The 14,262-nt window shown below is 61.2% G+C and carries 8 protein-coding genes and 5 pseudogenes; 10 read left to right on the top strand and 3 right to left on the bottom strand.

The genetic code is table 11. The features are described from left to right. Nucleotides 1-656: 656 nt before the first annotated feature. The 5 genes and pseudogenes from ACFXS9_RS21700 to ACFXS9_RS21680 all read left to right on the top strand — a co-directional run bounded on the left by ACFXS9_RS21700 (nucleotide 657) and on the right by ACFXS9_RS21680 (nucleotide 3,092). Nucleotides 657-845, top strand: a complete 189-nt coding sequence (locus tag ACFXS9_RS21700) for a hypothetical protein (RefSeq protein ID WP_392691895.1) — start codon at nucleotides 657-659, stop codon at nucleotides 843-845. Between the two features lie 321 nt (nucleotides 846-1,166). Further along, a complete protein-coding gene (locus ACFXS9_RS21695) occupies nucleotides 1,167-1,388 on the top strand; it encodes a transposase (protein WP_392691893.1) in 222 nt (73 codons plus the stop codon). Next, nucleotides 1,385-1,657 (top strand): annotated as a pseudogene (locus ACFXS9_RS21690) (IS3 family transposase); the annotation flags it as partial. The gene ACFXS9_RS21695 and the pseudogene ACFXS9_RS21690, both read left to right, overlap by 4 nt. Nucleotides 1,658-1,833: 176 nt before the next feature. Further along, a pseudogene (locus ACFXS9_RS21685) lies at nucleotides 1,834-1,884 on the top strand (hypothetical protein); the annotation flags it as partial. Nucleotides 1,885-2,010: 126 nt separating this feature from the next. Further along, nucleotides 2,011-3,092: pseudogene (locus ACFXS9_RS21680) on the top strand (IS30 family transposase). A 167-nt stretch (nucleotides 3,093-3,259) separates the two neighbouring features. Here ACFXS9_RS21680 and ACFXS9_RS21675 read toward each other — a convergent pair. Continuing rightward, nucleotides 3,260-5,347 carry a recombinase family protein gene (locus tag ACFXS9_RS21675; protein WP_392691890.1) on the bottom strand — a complete coding sequence of 696 codons (2,088 nt, stop codon included), beginning with the start codon at nucleotides 5,345-5,347 and terminating at the stop codon, nucleotides 3,260-3,262. Then, on the bottom strand, nucleotides 5,337-5,507 hold the full coding sequence (locus ACFXS9_RS21670) for a hypothetical protein (protein ID WP_392689527.1): 171 nt from the start codon (nucleotides 5,505-5,507) through the stop codon (nucleotides 5,337-5,339). The genes ACFXS9_RS21675 and ACFXS9_RS21670 overlap by 11 nt, the downstream gene beginning before the upstream one ends. A 1,131-nt stretch (nucleotides 5,508-6,638) precedes the next feature. Between ACFXS9_RS21670 and ACFXS9_RS21665 the strand changes: the two genes are divergently transcribed. The 5 genes and pseudogenes from ACFXS9_RS21665 to ACFXS9_RS21645 all read left to right on the top strand — a co-directional run bounded on the left by ACFXS9_RS21665 (nucleotide 6,639) and on the right by ACFXS9_RS21645 (nucleotide 13,825). Continuing rightward, nucleotides 6,639-8,303 (top strand): ABC transporter substrate-binding protein, encoded by a 1,665-nt coding sequence (locus tag ACFXS9_RS21665; protein WP_392691887.1) that lies wholly within the window; start codon nucleotides 6,639-6,641, stop codon nucleotides 8,301-8,303. Between the two features lie 55 nt (nucleotides 8,304-8,358). Then, a complete protein-coding gene (locus ACFXS9_RS21660; RefSeq protein WP_392699933.1) occupies nucleotides 8,359-9,312 on the top strand; it encodes an ABC transporter permease in 954 nt (317 codons plus the stop codon). Then, nucleotides 9,309-10,165: pseudogene (locus ACFXS9_RS21655) on the top strand (ABC transporter permease). Before ACFXS9_RS21660 ends, ACFXS9_RS21655 begins: the two are co-directional and overlap by 4 nt. Then, nucleotides 10,158-12,290: an ABC transporter ATP-binding protein gene (locus tag ACFXS9_RS21650; RefSeq protein ID WP_392691884.1), complete on the top strand. Its 2,133-nt coding sequence runs from the start codon at nucleotides 10,158-10,160 to the stop codon at nucleotides 12,288-12,290. Before ACFXS9_RS21655 ends, ACFXS9_RS21650 begins: the two are co-directional and overlap by 8 nt. A gap of 225 nt (nucleotides 12,291-12,515) precedes the next feature. Continuing rightward, nucleotides 12,516-13,825, top strand: a pseudogene (locus ACFXS9_RS21645) (amidase). A gap of 169 nt (nucleotides 13,826-13,994) precedes the next feature. On the opposite strand, the gene ACFXS9_RS21640 reads toward ACFXS9_RS21645, so the two are convergent. After that, nucleotides 13,995-14,138: a hypothetical protein gene (locus ACFXS9_RS21640; protein WP_392691881.1), complete on the bottom strand. Its 144-nt coding sequence runs from the start codon at nucleotides 14,136-14,138 to the stop codon at nucleotides 13,995-13,997. Between the last annotated feature and the right edge of the window lie 124 nt (nucleotides 14,139-14,262).

The raw sequence follows: 14,262 nt of genomic DNA, 5'->3' as shown, positions 1-14,262 counted from the left end.
AGGCTGGCGATAATTGCCAGGTGGTGTTTAAACAGCAGAAGGTTCTCAAGAAGTGAGTCGATGAGCGTGCAAAGGATGCAAATTCCCTTCATTGTGCTCGCCGACTACAACCGACGGCTCCAGGCCAAAGAACAATTCTGGACCGGGATCGACTCGAAATATTGATCACCTTCGCGAGCTCGCGAGTCTCAGGAAATTCAATCGATCGGCGATACCACTTGAGGCCCATGCTCATGCGCTTTGGGATGCGGGACGATCGCAGGCGGGTTTGCATCCTGGGCTGGCGCGCCGCCGACACGCAGACTGGCAATCGCGATGAATCGCAGCGATATGGGTATAAGAACGACAAGGATCGGAGGCGGCACCTAATCAGCGAGGGCAATGCCGTAGGCTGCTGGTCAAGGGACACAGACGGCTCGGCGCGCGCGTCTTGGAATAAGCGGGATCAGTTTGCTCTACGGATTGGGTGCAACATCCTTGATCTGCCGAGGACAACACAAGCAGAGGCGCGCGCGAATGGAGTGCGAAACCTTATTTCCGGGAGGGACGATTTTCTCCTTCCAAACCCGATGTACGGTTCATGACACAACAACGAGCCGCGAGGGCTATCCAAACATTAGGACCAAATTCAGTTGTTCATAGATTTGAGGCAAAAGATGCGCGCGAAATCCAAGAAGACCGATGCGTTTTCGAGCGCCTGCGGGTCGCTGACCGAATCCGCTTATCGCTGCTCTGATCACGGCCGGGTTCAGGTCGAGTTCGAGCGCGCTCAGACGAGCCGCATCCAGCATCTCGCCGAACGCGATACCACTGTTCGGGAGTACGCACTCCTTGATCCTGCTTAGCGCGGGTGCGAAAGACCTTAATCCAGCCTTTTTGGCGAAGCAACATCGCGCCCGCGGCTTTCGGCGAGTGTCGATCAGGTCTGTACGCGCGCGATCGCCGCCTAACGCGCGGGCGCCAAAGCTACCAGTAGCTCTTCAGGAAGGAACGCGAGCTTCGGCATCGCGCGCGGCGCGCATCGAGCGCGTGGTTGCGCGCGTAGTGGCAGCAACGCGTCCCGGAGGCGGGAACGCGTACGGTGGATCCCTTCGCGCTGGATCAGTCTGAACCTCCTCCGAATGAGTGGACACCTGTAGTAGGCTTATTGAGCCCGGAGGTGTCGAATGGAACGTCAACGTCGGTCATTTACCGAAGAGTACAAGCGTCAGGCTGTTGAGCTGGTGGTGTCGAGCCGCCGTTCGGTGACGTCGGTGGCCAAGGGGCTCGGTCTGCACGACTCGGTGCTGCGGCGCTGGGTGGACAAGTTCCGGCAGGAGCCGGCATCGGCGGCGTGGCGCCCCACCACGCAGGCGGCGCCGATGTCGGCGGACCAGGCTTCGACATGAGCTTCCGCTTCATCGAGGACCACCGCGACGCCTATCCGGTACGATTGATGTGTGCCGTGCTCGAGGTCTCACCGGCCGGCTACTATGCCTGGCGCGAGCGCCCGGCGAGCGAGCGGACAAAATCCAATGCCACGCTGCTGGCTGCGATCCGGCAGGCCTATCGAGACAGCAGCGAACGCTACGGCAGTCCCCGCGCCCATGCCGTGCTGCGGACGCAGGGCCGTGGCGCCAGCCGCGGCCGGATCGAGCGGATGATGCGCCGGCACGGTATCCACGCCATCTTGGCACCGCCGCGCCGTGTGCGCACCACCGACAGCCGCCACGACCTGCCGATCGCACCGAACCTGATCGCACGCGACTTCACGGCTAAAGCCCCGAACCGGGTCTGCTCGCCGATATCACCTACATCCCGACCGCGGAGGGTTGGCTGTATCTGGTGGCCGTCATGGATCTCTTCAGCCGAAAGATCGTCGGCGGGGCCATGCGGCATCATATGCAAGTCGAACTCGCATCCGCGGCGCTGACGATGGCTATCCGGCAGCAAGGGCCACCAGCGGGATTGATCGCGACGTGCAGGGCGGATTCAAACGGTCGTCGCAACACTCTGAAGTTGGAGGTTGCGATGAACATTCGAAAGCGGCGATCAGCACTGTCAGGACGAGCGCCATTGCCATTGCCAGGACGGCCGCCTGTTGCAGCGCGCGATGAACAAAATAGATTCTGGCGAGCGATCGCCACGGGGCTAAGCAGTGAGGATGCTGCGCTCGAAGCTGGAGTGTCACAACCTGTCGGAACCAGGTTGTTCCGAAAGGCGGGCGGCATGCCACCAGCGATGTTCAGATTTTCGGCAAAGCCGCTCTCTGGGCGCTACCTGTCATTGGTAGAGCGCGAGGAGATCGCACTCTCAAGGTGCAGGGCCATTCCATACAGGAGATTGGGCGCCGCCTCGGGCGGGCTGCCTCGACAATCTCCCGCGAACTGCGGCGCAATGCGGCCACGATCGGCCCGTCGCCCCAAACCGGCCAAGCTTGTGCTCAACGTCACCTTGCGCACTTATGTGGAAGAGCGACTTGCCGGTGTCGTAGTGGCCCTGAGCGGCGCTCCCGTTCCTGGTCCCGCCGTTCCGTGGAAGGGCCGCCGGCATGGCCCGCGCAAGGATCGGCGATGGGCCAAGGCCTGGAGCCCTGAGCAGATTGCCCGACGCTTGCCGATCGACTTCCTGGACGACAAGACGATGCGCATCAGCCATGAAGCCATCTATCAAGCACAACGCGCTTCACAATGCTGTTGCACCTTCCCCGGTTGGCGGGGCATGGCGAAGCTCCGCGCGCGAAGAACGGGCCTGCGCTCGCGGGACACGGGGCCGAAGCCGTGCGCGACGCGATCACGCGCACCATCATCACCTTGCCCGAAGAACTGCGTCGTTCGCTGACCTGGGATCAGGGAGCCGAAATGGCTCAGCACGATCGTCTCAAGATCGATGCGGGTATCCAGGTCTACTTCTGAGACCCGCAAAGCCCTTGGCAGCGCGGCACTAACGAGAACACCAACGGATTGCTGCGGCAGTACTTCCCGAACGGCACAGACCTGAGCATCCACACCGCCGACGAGATATCCGCCGTGGCAGCGGCCCTCAATGCCCGACCGAGAAAGGCACTGGGCTGGAAAACGCCGGCGGAGGCGCTTGATGAGTTGCTGTCATGAGTGGAAACAACTGGTGTTGCGGCGACCGTTTGAATCCGCCCAGTATGCCTCACGCACTTATCGCGACGCTCTCTCGGGCGCCGGCATAACCGCATCGCAACTACAAGAATCGCGCCGAGGCCCAGCGCGATATATTCGCCTTCATCGAGGGCTTCTACAACCGCGCATCAGAACACCCATCTGTCTATGTTGTTGAAGAGAAGAGACTTTGCTGATTGGGATGTGATCCCGTGGGGTATCTTGGGTTCTGTCGCGCTCGTTCGGCGATAGATTGAGCGGCAGCTGTTATCAGCAAGGCGCGAGCAAAAAATCCACGGGCCGTCCGATAGCGGATGGATGGCTGCGATTTCGCCGGCTTCGGCGGCGAGCCGGAGCGTCTTGGGCGCAATCTTGAGGAGCTTTGCCGCGTTGCTGAGGTTTAGCCAGGGCTCGATCCCGTCCTCGGCGGGCTTGAACACCGGGATGCGATAGTTCGAGCGCATCGAGGTGACACGCTCGCGCGTCCAGCGATTGCCGTTACCGGTCTTGAGGCTGTTGCGGTTGAGCAGGCCGGCGATCAGATCGTCGCTGGCGATCAGCACCAGTTGGCGCACAGCTTCGACGATGTTGGCGGAGGTGCTGTTGCGCTGCCCGCGCCGGCGCTTGGGCAGGCGTATCTCGCTGTGAACGCCGCCGACCCAGTGGACGATGAGGACGATCTCGGAGGCCGCATCGTCGATATCGGCCACGACCTCATGGATGACGGTGCGCGCAATCCGCTTCTTGAGGCGCGCATCCGTCGTCGGCGCATCCCAGACCGTTTTGAGGTTCGAGGCCAGAACGCCAAGCGAAGCTGGATCGGCAATGGGGGCGGGCATCGCCGCATCATGCATGGCGATCTTGCCCTCGACCTCCGCCACGTGGGCGAGCGCCCTGTTCCAGCGCGCTTCAAGCTCGCCCGCCACCAGCCGGTTCGCGGGATCAGCGGCATCGTATTGCCGGAAGGCCCGGTCGACGGCATAGCGCGCCGCTTCGAGGTCGCGACTGAGAGCATCGCGCACCTGATCGCGCCGTTCCCTGGCTTCCTTGGCGGCAGCGGTCGCCGCGGCGATAGCGCCCGGACCGACGACGCCGAGCAGTGCTTCCTCGATGGCATCATCAACGCGCAGTCCGCCGAAGCCGATGCAATGAGGGCCGCCATTGTCCATCCAGGCGCGGCTGCAGCTGTAGCGCGGAATATGGCGCTTCATGCCGGAGTACCGGAGTGTGAGCTTGCGACCGCAGCGCCTGCAGCGGATCAGACCGGCCAGCAGCGCGTCACCATGCTTGGGCGCGCCGTGATACCGACTGGTGGGAACGTTGTTGCTGACCATGGTGCGGATTGCCTCGAACCTCTCCCAGCTCACGTACCCATCGTGGGTGTTGGGCTTCAGCGCCAACCATTCGTTCCGCGCCTTGCGGCGGATCTTCACGCTCACGCCCTCGGCACCGTATCCCGTCGCGACAGCCGTCTTACCATAGGCATAGGCGCCGCCGTAGACCGGGTTCTCAATGATCCGGTGGATGGCGGAGTAGCTTGGTCGCCGCCAGGCCGTGTCGCCATTGGTCTGCTTTACCGGCAGATCGAGATTGTACTCGTGGAGCCAGCAGAGCGCCTGTCGCGCGCTGCCCAGTTCCTCGACCTTGTCGAACACCAGCTTGATCGCTTCCTGGACCCGCCGATCCGGATCTTTCTCATAATGGTCGCCGGACTTCACGAACCCGACCGGCGCCGCCACCACCAACTCGCCCCGGCGCGCCTTCTCGTAGCGGGCCGAGAGCGAGCGCTGGCGCAACAGATCCAGTTCGTACTCGTTGAGGCTGCCCTTGAGCCCGAGCAACAGGCGATCGTTGCCGTGCCTTGGCGCATAGATGGTCTCCTGATCGACCAGAACGGTATCGACCACGCGGCACATCTCGATGAGTTGCTGCCAATCTCGGCTGTTGCGAGCGAAGCGCGAGACCTCGCGGGCGCAAACCGCACCAACCTTACCGAGGCAAACCTCCGCTACCATCCGCTCGAAGCCGGCGCGTTGGACCCCGCCGGCGGCCGAACGACCGAGATCATCATCAATCACGTCGATCTCTGACCACCCGAGCGCCGTCAGCCGGTCCCGCATGGCGTATTGCAACGCGCTGCTCTCGCGATTGTGCAACACCTGATGCGCCGAGGACTGACGCACGTAAAGAATCGCCTTGCGCTCGAGATGATGAGGCCTGATCTTGTCAGAGATCATGGCCGACCTCCTTCGCGCGCGGCGTCGCTGTCGTCGCAGCATGGCCGAGAATCAACTGCGTCATCAGACTGGTCAGCGCCGCCCGCGCTTCCGCCGGCAGTTCCGACCATGCTGGCGCGCCGAGGGCGCCGTTCGACAGGCCGCTCCCGAACAGATCCATCTGCGGCTGCGACCGCGGTTGTCGATTGTGTCGGTATCCGCTCCCTGGCATTGCCGTCTCGCGTGACATGAGTCGCTCCCCGATTCTGGTCGTGAGAGGCTCTGGATGCGCTAGAAAGCAGGGCAGCTGATGGCGCTCGATCCATCAACGCCAGATCGAGAAGCGCAGAAAGCGCTGCAAGTGCGGTTATGCTGACAAATGGCCGAGCTGCCAAAAGCTCCGCCTCAGGGCATGCCGTCCGGTCGAACATCCATGCTGGAACCTCCAGCCAACGATCTGCTTGCGATCCATCCAGCGTGCAGCGGAAGGCGACATCGCCAGCCTTGTCGACGGCCCCATGAACGCAAACTCGGCAACCAAACCAAGGATGATATCGATAAAGAACCTCGCGAAGAACGGTCCTGTGGGCGTTCTCAAACCTCGTTGTACAACCGAACAAGGCTCTATTCCGCCATCGGATATATCGCCCCGATCGAGATGGAGCTAAAAGCCGCTTAAAGCTGTCCACTTTTTCGGGGGAAGATCAGTCCGGCATTGCCAAACGAGGTCTCGCTGCCCGGAAGTTTGCGGTTGACGAGCACGCCCGCGCGGCCGCGCCGTTGCAGATGCACGGCAACCGATACGGTGCGTTGCCGCCGCCGAGCACCACCGTGTCGAATTGCATGGTCATCGATTCTGGCTTTCCGTGTTGCCGGTTGCGAGCGCATGTGCCGCCGCGTCTTCTCACGCAAGTGCGCGTTCACGGCGACTTGGCGCGCGTGAGGTTTGGGCAGCCAAACGTCCGAAGCGCGGTTGAACTCGTCGAAAAATAGCGTGCATCGCTTAGCATATGTCGGTGGTCAGTAGGCGCGTCCATCCGAGCTTCTTGTGAAGACCGCGTTGTCGACGTCGAGGCTCCCTTGACCCTGGCCGTCCGGCGCGAGACAGCCCTAGGAAGTTTGTTCGTCACAAGCGCGCGGAACGCGGATGCAGACGCGTTCAGCGCAGATTTTCGGCTTAGAACACTGAATTAAGCCGGAAAACCTTCATCGACTTGCTCATTATGCTCAGCAGCACGACTTTCCCAAGCTGTGCACCAACAATCTCGCGGATAAGAGCGAGGGTGAATAGTTACTGCTAAGAGGAAACGCCATGGCACGAAGCGCTAGCTTGCTCGACGGGATCTGCTCCAGCCTCACACCCCTTGAGAATCATCTAATTGACGGTTACGTCGACGGCCGCGTGAGTCGCCGCGACTTTTTACGGCAGGGCAGTTTGCTTGGCCTCTCGCTGCCCTTTCTTGGGCAGGTTGCGCTGGCGGCCGACGAAGGCGGAGCACTTTCGCGGGTACGAGCCAGCGTTAAGCCGGGTGCTACGATTCGGGTCGCGTGCGAAGCTCCGACGGACGCGATCGACCCTGTCACTTCGGGCAATCCCGGCGCGGTCGTGATGCTGCAGCAGGTCGGCGAGTTCCTCTGCATTGACGGCCCGGATCTGCTGCTGAAGCCGTGTCTCGCGACGAGCTGGAAGCCCAATCAGGATGGTACCGTCTGGACCTTCACGCTGCGTAAGGGCGTCAAATTCCATTCTGGCGGTGAGATGAAGGCCGACGATGTCGTCGCCACCATAGATCGTCTCGCAGATCCGAAGAATTCCTCAAGTGCGCTCTCGGTGTTCAAGGGAATTTTGCAGAAGGGCGGCACCCGGAAGGTGGATGATTATACGGTCGAGTTCCATCTTGATAGTCCGAACGGCAGTTTCCCCTACCTGCTGTCCTCCGACAACTACAACGCCATCATCCTGCCGGCGAACTATTCGGGCGATTTCGAGAAACATTGGGACGGCACCGGTCCATTCAAGATTGAGAAGTATGCTCGGAAAGTCGGAGCAAGTTTCGTGCGAAATGACGATTACTGGGGCTCGAAAGCGCTTCCAGCGAGGACGGAGTTCAGCTTTTTCGCAGACATCCAGCCGAAAATCCTCGCGATGCAGGCGGGCCAGATCGACATTATCCGTGGTCTTCCCGCGTTCGCCGGTGTGGCGCTGCTGAACGACCCGACAGTCGACGTTATCAGCTGGAAGGCCACGGTGCATAAGCCGGTCCATATGCGATGCGACATGGAGCCGTTCAATGATGTGCGTGTGCGTCAGGCAGTGGCACTGTGTCTGGATCGCGAGAAGCTTGTAAAGGGCCTACTGAAGGGCCGCGGCGTGGTTGGCAACGACAGCCCCTTGGCCTCTGTCTATCCTTCGAGCGACCCGACGGTGCCGCAGCGTAAGCAGGATATCCGCAAGGCCAAAGAGCTGATGAAGGCAGCGGGCATGGAAAAGGGCTTCCAGCTAACGCTCACGGCATCGCAACATCAGGAGATTCCGGCCTATGCGCAGCTCATCCAGAGCTGGGTAAAGGAGATTGGGGTCGACCTCAAACTTAACATCATGGACCGAGGTTCCTTCTACGGCGAGGCGATCCCTGGCAAGTCGCCCTGGCTCGACTCTGTGATGTGCATCAGCGACTTCAGCCATCGGGGAGTGCCGAACGTCTATCTCACATCGATATTGATGAGCAACGGCGGGTGGAACGCATCGCGTTTTAAGAACAAGGAATATGACACCCTGGCCAAGGCCTACATCGGCGAGCTCGATCTGGAGGCACAACGAGGGGTTGCGGGCCAAATCCAACGGCTACTGCTTCAAGAAACGCCGATGCTATACGGCTATTTCTCGGATCAGCTGACCGCAACGAAAAAGGGCATTGGCGGCGTCAATGGCACGGCCATGGGGCAGCTCTTCCTGCAGGATGCGGGAAAGCTATAAGTCGGGCGGCTCGCTTGAACGAGGCGGGCCGGCCAATCAATCACTGCAGGACCGCATGTACCGATTTCTTGCGCGGCGTCTGACTCTTTCCTTGCTGACGCTCTTTATACTGAGTGTCCTCGTGTTCTTTGTCGGGCAGATCCTGCCCGGCAACGTCGGCCGAACCATCCTTGGCCCTTTGGCTGACCAGGAGGCTGTGGATGCGCTGAACCACCAGCTCGGTCTCGATCGACCGCTCCTCGAGCAATATGGCGCATGGATATGGCACTTTCTTCGGGGTGACATGGGCCAGTCCTACATGTATCGGGCGCCCGTCGCTCCCTTTGTCACTGAGGCGCTCGGCTATTCACTGAAGCTGGCGGCGGTGGCCTTTCTGCTCGTTGTCCCGCTCGCCATCGTTGGCGGAGTCGTGGCGGCACTGAACGTGAACCGGCCACTTGACCGCCTCATTAGCCTCGGCGGCTTGTCGGCAACGGTGCTGCCGGAATTTGTCAGCGGCATCGTGCTAATATTGATCTTCGGTGTCTGGTTGCGCTGGTTGCCGATATCCGCCGCTTGGCCGGATGGCGCGGGGCCCTTGACGCAACTCTACTACCTGATCCTGCCATCGATCCCTCTCGTGCTCCTCTTGTTTGGCTACATTGCCCGCATGGCGCGCGCTGGCATGATCGAAGCGCTCGACTCGGACTACACTCGCACCGCCATCCTGAAGGGTCTGCCTTGGCGTGGGGTTATCTGGCGGCACGTGCTCAGGAACGCGCTGCTGCCTACGATCACGGTCACCGCCACACAAGCGGGCTACCTCATTGGGGGGCTTGTGGTTGTGGAAACGATGTTCCGCTACCCAGGAATTGGGTCGCTGATCTTCAACGCGGCCGGGGCAAAGGATTTTCCAATGCTACAGGCGTGCGTCCTGGTTAAGGGCATCATTTATGTTGTCACCACATTACTCGCCGATCTGCTGTATTCCGTCCTCAACCCGCGCATCCGCTTCGGGGATGACCTATGACTGACGTTGCCATTGCTTCCGCCAGCAGCCCGCGCCACGAGATTTTCGCGGCGCTTCTCCGCTCCGCCTCCTTCCTGACTGGCATGACGATCGTGCTTTTCTGGGTGGTCTGCGCCCTGTTTGGGCCCCACTTCGTGCCCTACGACCCGCTAGCCGAGGAGATCCTGAACGCGCTCGAGCCGCCCTCCGCAGAACACTTGTTCGGGACCGACCAGCTGGGCCGCGACATCTTTTCCCGCGTCGTCGTCGGCTCGCGCGACATTCTCACTGTCGCACCCCTCGCGACGGTCCTGGCAACCGTCGTGGGCACCGTGCTCGGCCTTCTCGCCGGTTATTTCCGAAGCATCGTTGATGACGTCATCTCGCGTCTGATCGAGGCGAAGATGGCAATACCGTCGGTCATGGTCGCGCTGCTCGCGATCATAGCGCTTGGCACCTCCAAGACGGCGGTGACCATCGTCATCGGTCTATCCTTCGGCTTCATCATCGCCCGCACCGTCCGCTCCGCGGTTTTATCGGAGCGGGAGCTCGACTACGTCGCCGCGGCCAAGCTCCGCCGCGAGAATGCCGCCCATATTATGTTCTTCGAAATCCTGCCCAACATTCTCCCCCCATCCTTGTCGAATCCACGGTCCGCCTCGGTTACGCGATCTTCGCAGTCGCCACGCTGAGCTTCATCGGCTTCGGCCTGCAGCCACCCTCGCCGGATTGGGGGCTGTCGATCGCGACCAACTACGCGATGATCGGCGGTGGCTATTGGTGGACGGTGCTGTTCGATGCTCTGGCTATCGCTAGCCTCGTGGTCGGGATCAATTTGACTGCTGACGGGCTGCATGGGGCGGTCGATGGCTGAGCCGGCTCTGCGCCTACACCGGCTTTCGGTTGGTTACCGCGCCGGCGGGCGGAACCGCGCCGTGCTGCGGGACGTCAGCTTGGAGATCGCCCGCGGAGAGGCCTACGGGTTGGTCGGCGAATCTGGCTGTGGCAAGTCCACCGTGGCGCTGACAGTCGTGCGCTATCTGCCGCGGAACGGCAGGATCACCGGCGGGGCGGTCATGCTCGACGGGACGGATGTGATGCGGCTCGGGCCCGAGGCGCTTAGGGACCTGCGCTCAAAAAAGGTCTCGATGGTCTATCAAGACCCCGGCAAAGCGCTGAACCCTTCGATGAAGGTGGGGCGGCAGCTGGTTGAGGTGTTCGAGATCGTGGGCGTCCCTCCAGCCGAGCGCGAAGCTCGTGCGCTTGAGATGCTGAAAAAGGTGCGGATCGCTGACCCCGGCTCGGTCATGCAGCGCTATCCGCATCAGCTTTCAGGCGGGATGCAACAGCGTGTGGTGATTGCCATGGCGCTAGCGAGCGATCCGACGATGCTGATCCTCGACGAGCCCACGACCGGCCTTGACGCCACCGTGGAGGCCGAGGTCCTCGACCTCGTGACCGATCTCCGGCGCGAACTTGGCACCTCGATCCTGTTCATCAGCCACAACCTTGCCGTAGTCTCGAAGATGTGTGACCGGGTCGGCGTGCTTTATGCGGGGATGTTGGTGGAGGAAGGACCGACGCGGGAGATCTTGGGTTCACCGCGCCATCCCTACACTGTGGCGCTCCTGCGGTGCTTACCGCGGGGTGGGCGGCGCAAGGAGCATGGACGACTCGATACCATTCCCGGCTTCCTGCCCACGCCCGGCACGTTGATCTCCGGTTGCTCCTTCGCGGAGCGCTGTGCGCTCGCCGACGATCGCTGCCGGACGGAAATTCCGGGGCAGCGAGATGCGGGTGGTCGGCTCGTGCGTTGCCATTACCCGGATCGGGCGGCTGACCTTCCGCGCAGCACGCCGGCCGACGTGGTGGTACCGCAGGCTGCAGCCCAGGCCGGGCCGGTACTCAGGGTTAGCAATCTCTCGAAGACTTACGGCCAGGGCAGCCATGCAATCCGTGCGGTCGCCGACGTCTCGCTAAGCCTGCTGCCGGGGAAAACACTGGGTCTGGTTGGCGAGTCCGGCTCCGGCAAGACCACGCTAGCCCGGATGCTCCTGGGCCTGGTGCAGCCCGATCCCGGTGGGACCATCGAGCTTGACGGTAAGCCCCTTGCGGCCCGTCTCGACCATCGTCGGGATGAAGAGGTGAAGGCGGTGCAGATGGTCTTCCAGAACCCGGACTCGGCACTGAACCGCTCTCATTCTGTCGCTCGCATCATTGGCCGCGCGTTGCGCAGACTTGGTGGTTTTCAAGGCGCCGACTTGTCTAGCCGTCTCAACGAGCTCGTGGCCGCCGTCCGCCTGACGCCCCGGCATCTAGCTCTACGCCCGCGCGAGCTTTCTGGCGGGCTCAAGCAGCGCGTAGCCATCGCGCGAAGCTTTGCCGGCGATCCTCGCGTCGTTGTCTGCGATGAACCTACCTCGGCGCTCGATGTTTCGGTTCAGGCCGCGATCCTGAATCTTCTCGCCGAGCTTCAGACGGCCCGGGCTGTCAGCTACGTCCTGATCTCTCACGATCTTGGCATCGTGCGTTATCTTTCCGACCGGATCGCCGTGCTTTACCTCGGGCGAATCATGGAAATGGGGCCATCAGAGCGCGTATTCGAAGGACCGAATCACCCCTATACCGAGGCGCTCCTTTCCGCTGTGCCCAATTTGGACGGCACTCAGCACTCGCGCATTCGGCTTTCCGGGGAAATTCCCTCCGCAACGAAGCAACCTACTGGTTGCGTGTTCCAGAATCGATGCGCACGCAAGCTCGGTGCGATCTGCGAGACAACGGAACCTTCGCTGACCGAAGCCGCTCCCGGCCATGTCATTCGTTGCCATATCCGGGCGGAAGACCTCGATCGCTTGCAGCGAAAATACAAAGCAGATGCTCTAAATCCAACTAGTCGTGCAGTCGCGGCGTTCGCTTCGCAAGGCTGCATAAGAGCGCTCGACTCAATACACGCCGCGCATGAGGAACCCGTGCCGAAGGCGAAAAATGAGACCTTATAGCGACGAACCAGAGCCCTGATCGCGCGCGTTTTCCGGAGGTAAAAAAGATGCGAGTCACGAACGTGACTCAGCTCGCCGAGTAAGGGATTACCCAGATGAAATTGAGTGAATATGTCGATTACGATGCCACCGGTTTGGCCTCTCTCGTGAAAGCGGGCGAAGTGACGCCCTTGCAGCTGACACGGCTAGCCCGCGAGGCATACGAGGAGGTGAATCCTCAGATCAATGCCGTCATCGAGTTCTATGAAAGCGCTGACACCGTTGCGGGCGAGGACAAAGGACTTTTCCATGGCGTGCCGTTCTTTCGCAAGGATATCGGTGCCACCGAGGCTGGCCGCCTTCAGGAAAAAAGGAAGCCGTCTCTTCAAAGGCTATCGCAGCGACACCGAAAGCTATTTCTTTCGCCGTGCTCGGGACGGCGGGCTCCGGACGCTAGGAAGAACGACAACACCGGAACTTGGAACTTCCGGAATGAGTGAATCCATTCTTAATGGCATCACCCGCAATCCATGGGACTTGGAACGCTCCTCAGGTGGTTCGTCTGCTGGATCGGCAGCGGCCGTGGCCGCCGGCATTACGCCTATTGCACATGGCAATGATGGCGGTGGGTCAATTCGCGTCCCCGCCGCGTGGTGCGGCCTTGTCGGGCTGAACCCGTCCCGTGGACGTATTTCCGGGGGCCGAGCAACCAAGACGCATCGTTGGGCCACGGTCGCGAGTTTGTCCTATGTCGGAGTGTGCGCGACATGGCCGCCGCGCTCGACGTCTTTTCCGGGCCCCACCCCGGCGATCCCTTCATTATCGTCCAACCGGACGGTCCGTACGTCAGAGAGCTTTCGCGGCCCACTGGCACGCTGAAAGTGGGGGTTGCCAGATCCCAATGGAGTGAGATCAAGGTCGAGCCGGAAGTTTTGAATGCCGTCAATTCGACGGCCACACTTCTCGAGGAAATGGGTCACGTTGTGACGGACATCGAACGGCCGTTCGACCCGGCTGAGCGCATACGAATTTTGGAAGGCCGACGGAGTCTTAGCATCGCCTCACTTGAAGACGCTGCGCGGACAATGGCACGCGCAATCGCCGAGGATACCCTGGAGCCAATGAATCTCAAGCTTTATGCAGCTGGCCGAAATTCAAAAATGTCGCGTGCTGGGGACTTACATGAGGCATTGCGGAGCATGCGATTCCGCGTCGGCCAGGCGATCCATCCCTTTGACATTTTGCTGACTCCCACGATGCCGATGGTGGCGCTACCGCATGATGAAGGCATATATCGAACGACTAACCCGACGCTTTCCGCAAAAGAATTCAGGAAGGCGAATGCCGCCCTCTATCAGTACCTTGGAGTATTCAGTGTAACTGGACATCCATCAGTATCTTTGCCTTTGGCACAAAGTGCGAGCGGGCTGCCGATCGGCGTTCAGATCGTAAGCCGCTTTGGCGACGAGGCCACGTTGGTCCGTATCGCACGCGATCTGGAGGAAGCTAGACCTTGGAACCACCGGCGACCAAGTGTTCGAGCAGGAGCGGTCTGAGCTCGATGGCAGTGATTGCTGCGATGTTGTCCGGCGGCGTCCACACCGCAAGATAGCGCACCTCCGCGGCGGGATCGCCGATTTCGGGCCAGAGTCGGGAAGATCCGGGGCGCGCACCGCAGAACAAGCCGACCGGCGCAAGCGGCGTAAGCCGCCAAGCTGAGACGGTTCAGGCTTTGAAGTTCCAGGGCATGAGATCGACCAGCCCTGCGCGATCAGTTCGAGAGTTGGCCATGAGCCAGGCATGTGGATCGACCTCATCCATCTTCGCGACCTGCAGCAGCGTGGCGATGGTCGCTCGGGTCCGGCGCATTTGTTATTGTTATGATTTGTCGCCGGATCGCGCGCTCGACGGTGTTGGAGTCAATGCGGCCGTCACTCAGGAGCGCTCGATGGCGGCGTACGGTGCGATAGGCGTATTTCCGGCGGCGGGTGAC

It is taken from the genome of Bradyrhizobium sp. RDI18, assembly GCF_043203335.1.
Taxonomy (GTDB): domain Bacteria; phylum Pseudomonadota; class Alphaproteobacteria; order Rhizobiales; family Xanthobacteraceae; genus Bradyrhizobium; species Bradyrhizobium retamae.
This window is presented reverse-complemented; position numbering and strand designations above follow the sequence as displayed.

What these genes read in the sequence shown, in the direction of transcription:
- ACFXS9_RS21660 (WP_392699933.1), top strand. Translation starts at nt 8,359, where the DNA reads ATGTACCGATTTCTTGCGCGGCGTCTGACTCTTTCCTTGCTGACGCTC.
- ACFXS9_RS21695 (WP_392691893.1), top strand. Translation starts at nt 1,167, where the DNA reads ATGGAACGTCAACGTCGGTCATTTACCGAAGAGTACAAGCGTCAGGCT.
- ACFXS9_RS21650 (WP_392691884.1), top strand. Translation starts at nt 10,158, where the DNA reads ATGGCTGAGCCGGCTCTGCGCCTACACCGGCTTTCGGTTGGTTACCGC.
- ACFXS9_RS21675 (WP_392691890.1), bottom strand. Translation starts at nt 5,347, where the DNA reads ATGATCTCTGACAAGATCAGGCCTCATCATCTCGAGCGCAAGGCGATT.
- ACFXS9_RS21670 (WP_392689527.1), bottom strand. Translation starts at nt 5,507, where the DNA reads ATGGATCTGTTCGGGAGCGGCCTGTCGAACGGCGCCCTCGGCGCGCCA.
- ACFXS9_RS21640 (WP_392691881.1), bottom strand. Translation starts at nt 14,138, where the DNA reads ATGCGCCGGACCCGAGCGACCATCGCCACGCTGCTGCAGGTCGCGAAG.
- ACFXS9_RS21700 (WP_392691895.1), top strand. Translation starts at nt 657, where the DNA reads ATGCGCGCGAAATCCAAGAAGACCGATGCGTTTTCGAGCGCCTGCGGG.
- ACFXS9_RS21665 (WP_392691887.1), top strand. Translation starts at nt 6,639, where the DNA reads ATGGCACGAAGCGCTAGCTTGCTCGACGGGATCTGCTCCAGCCTCACA.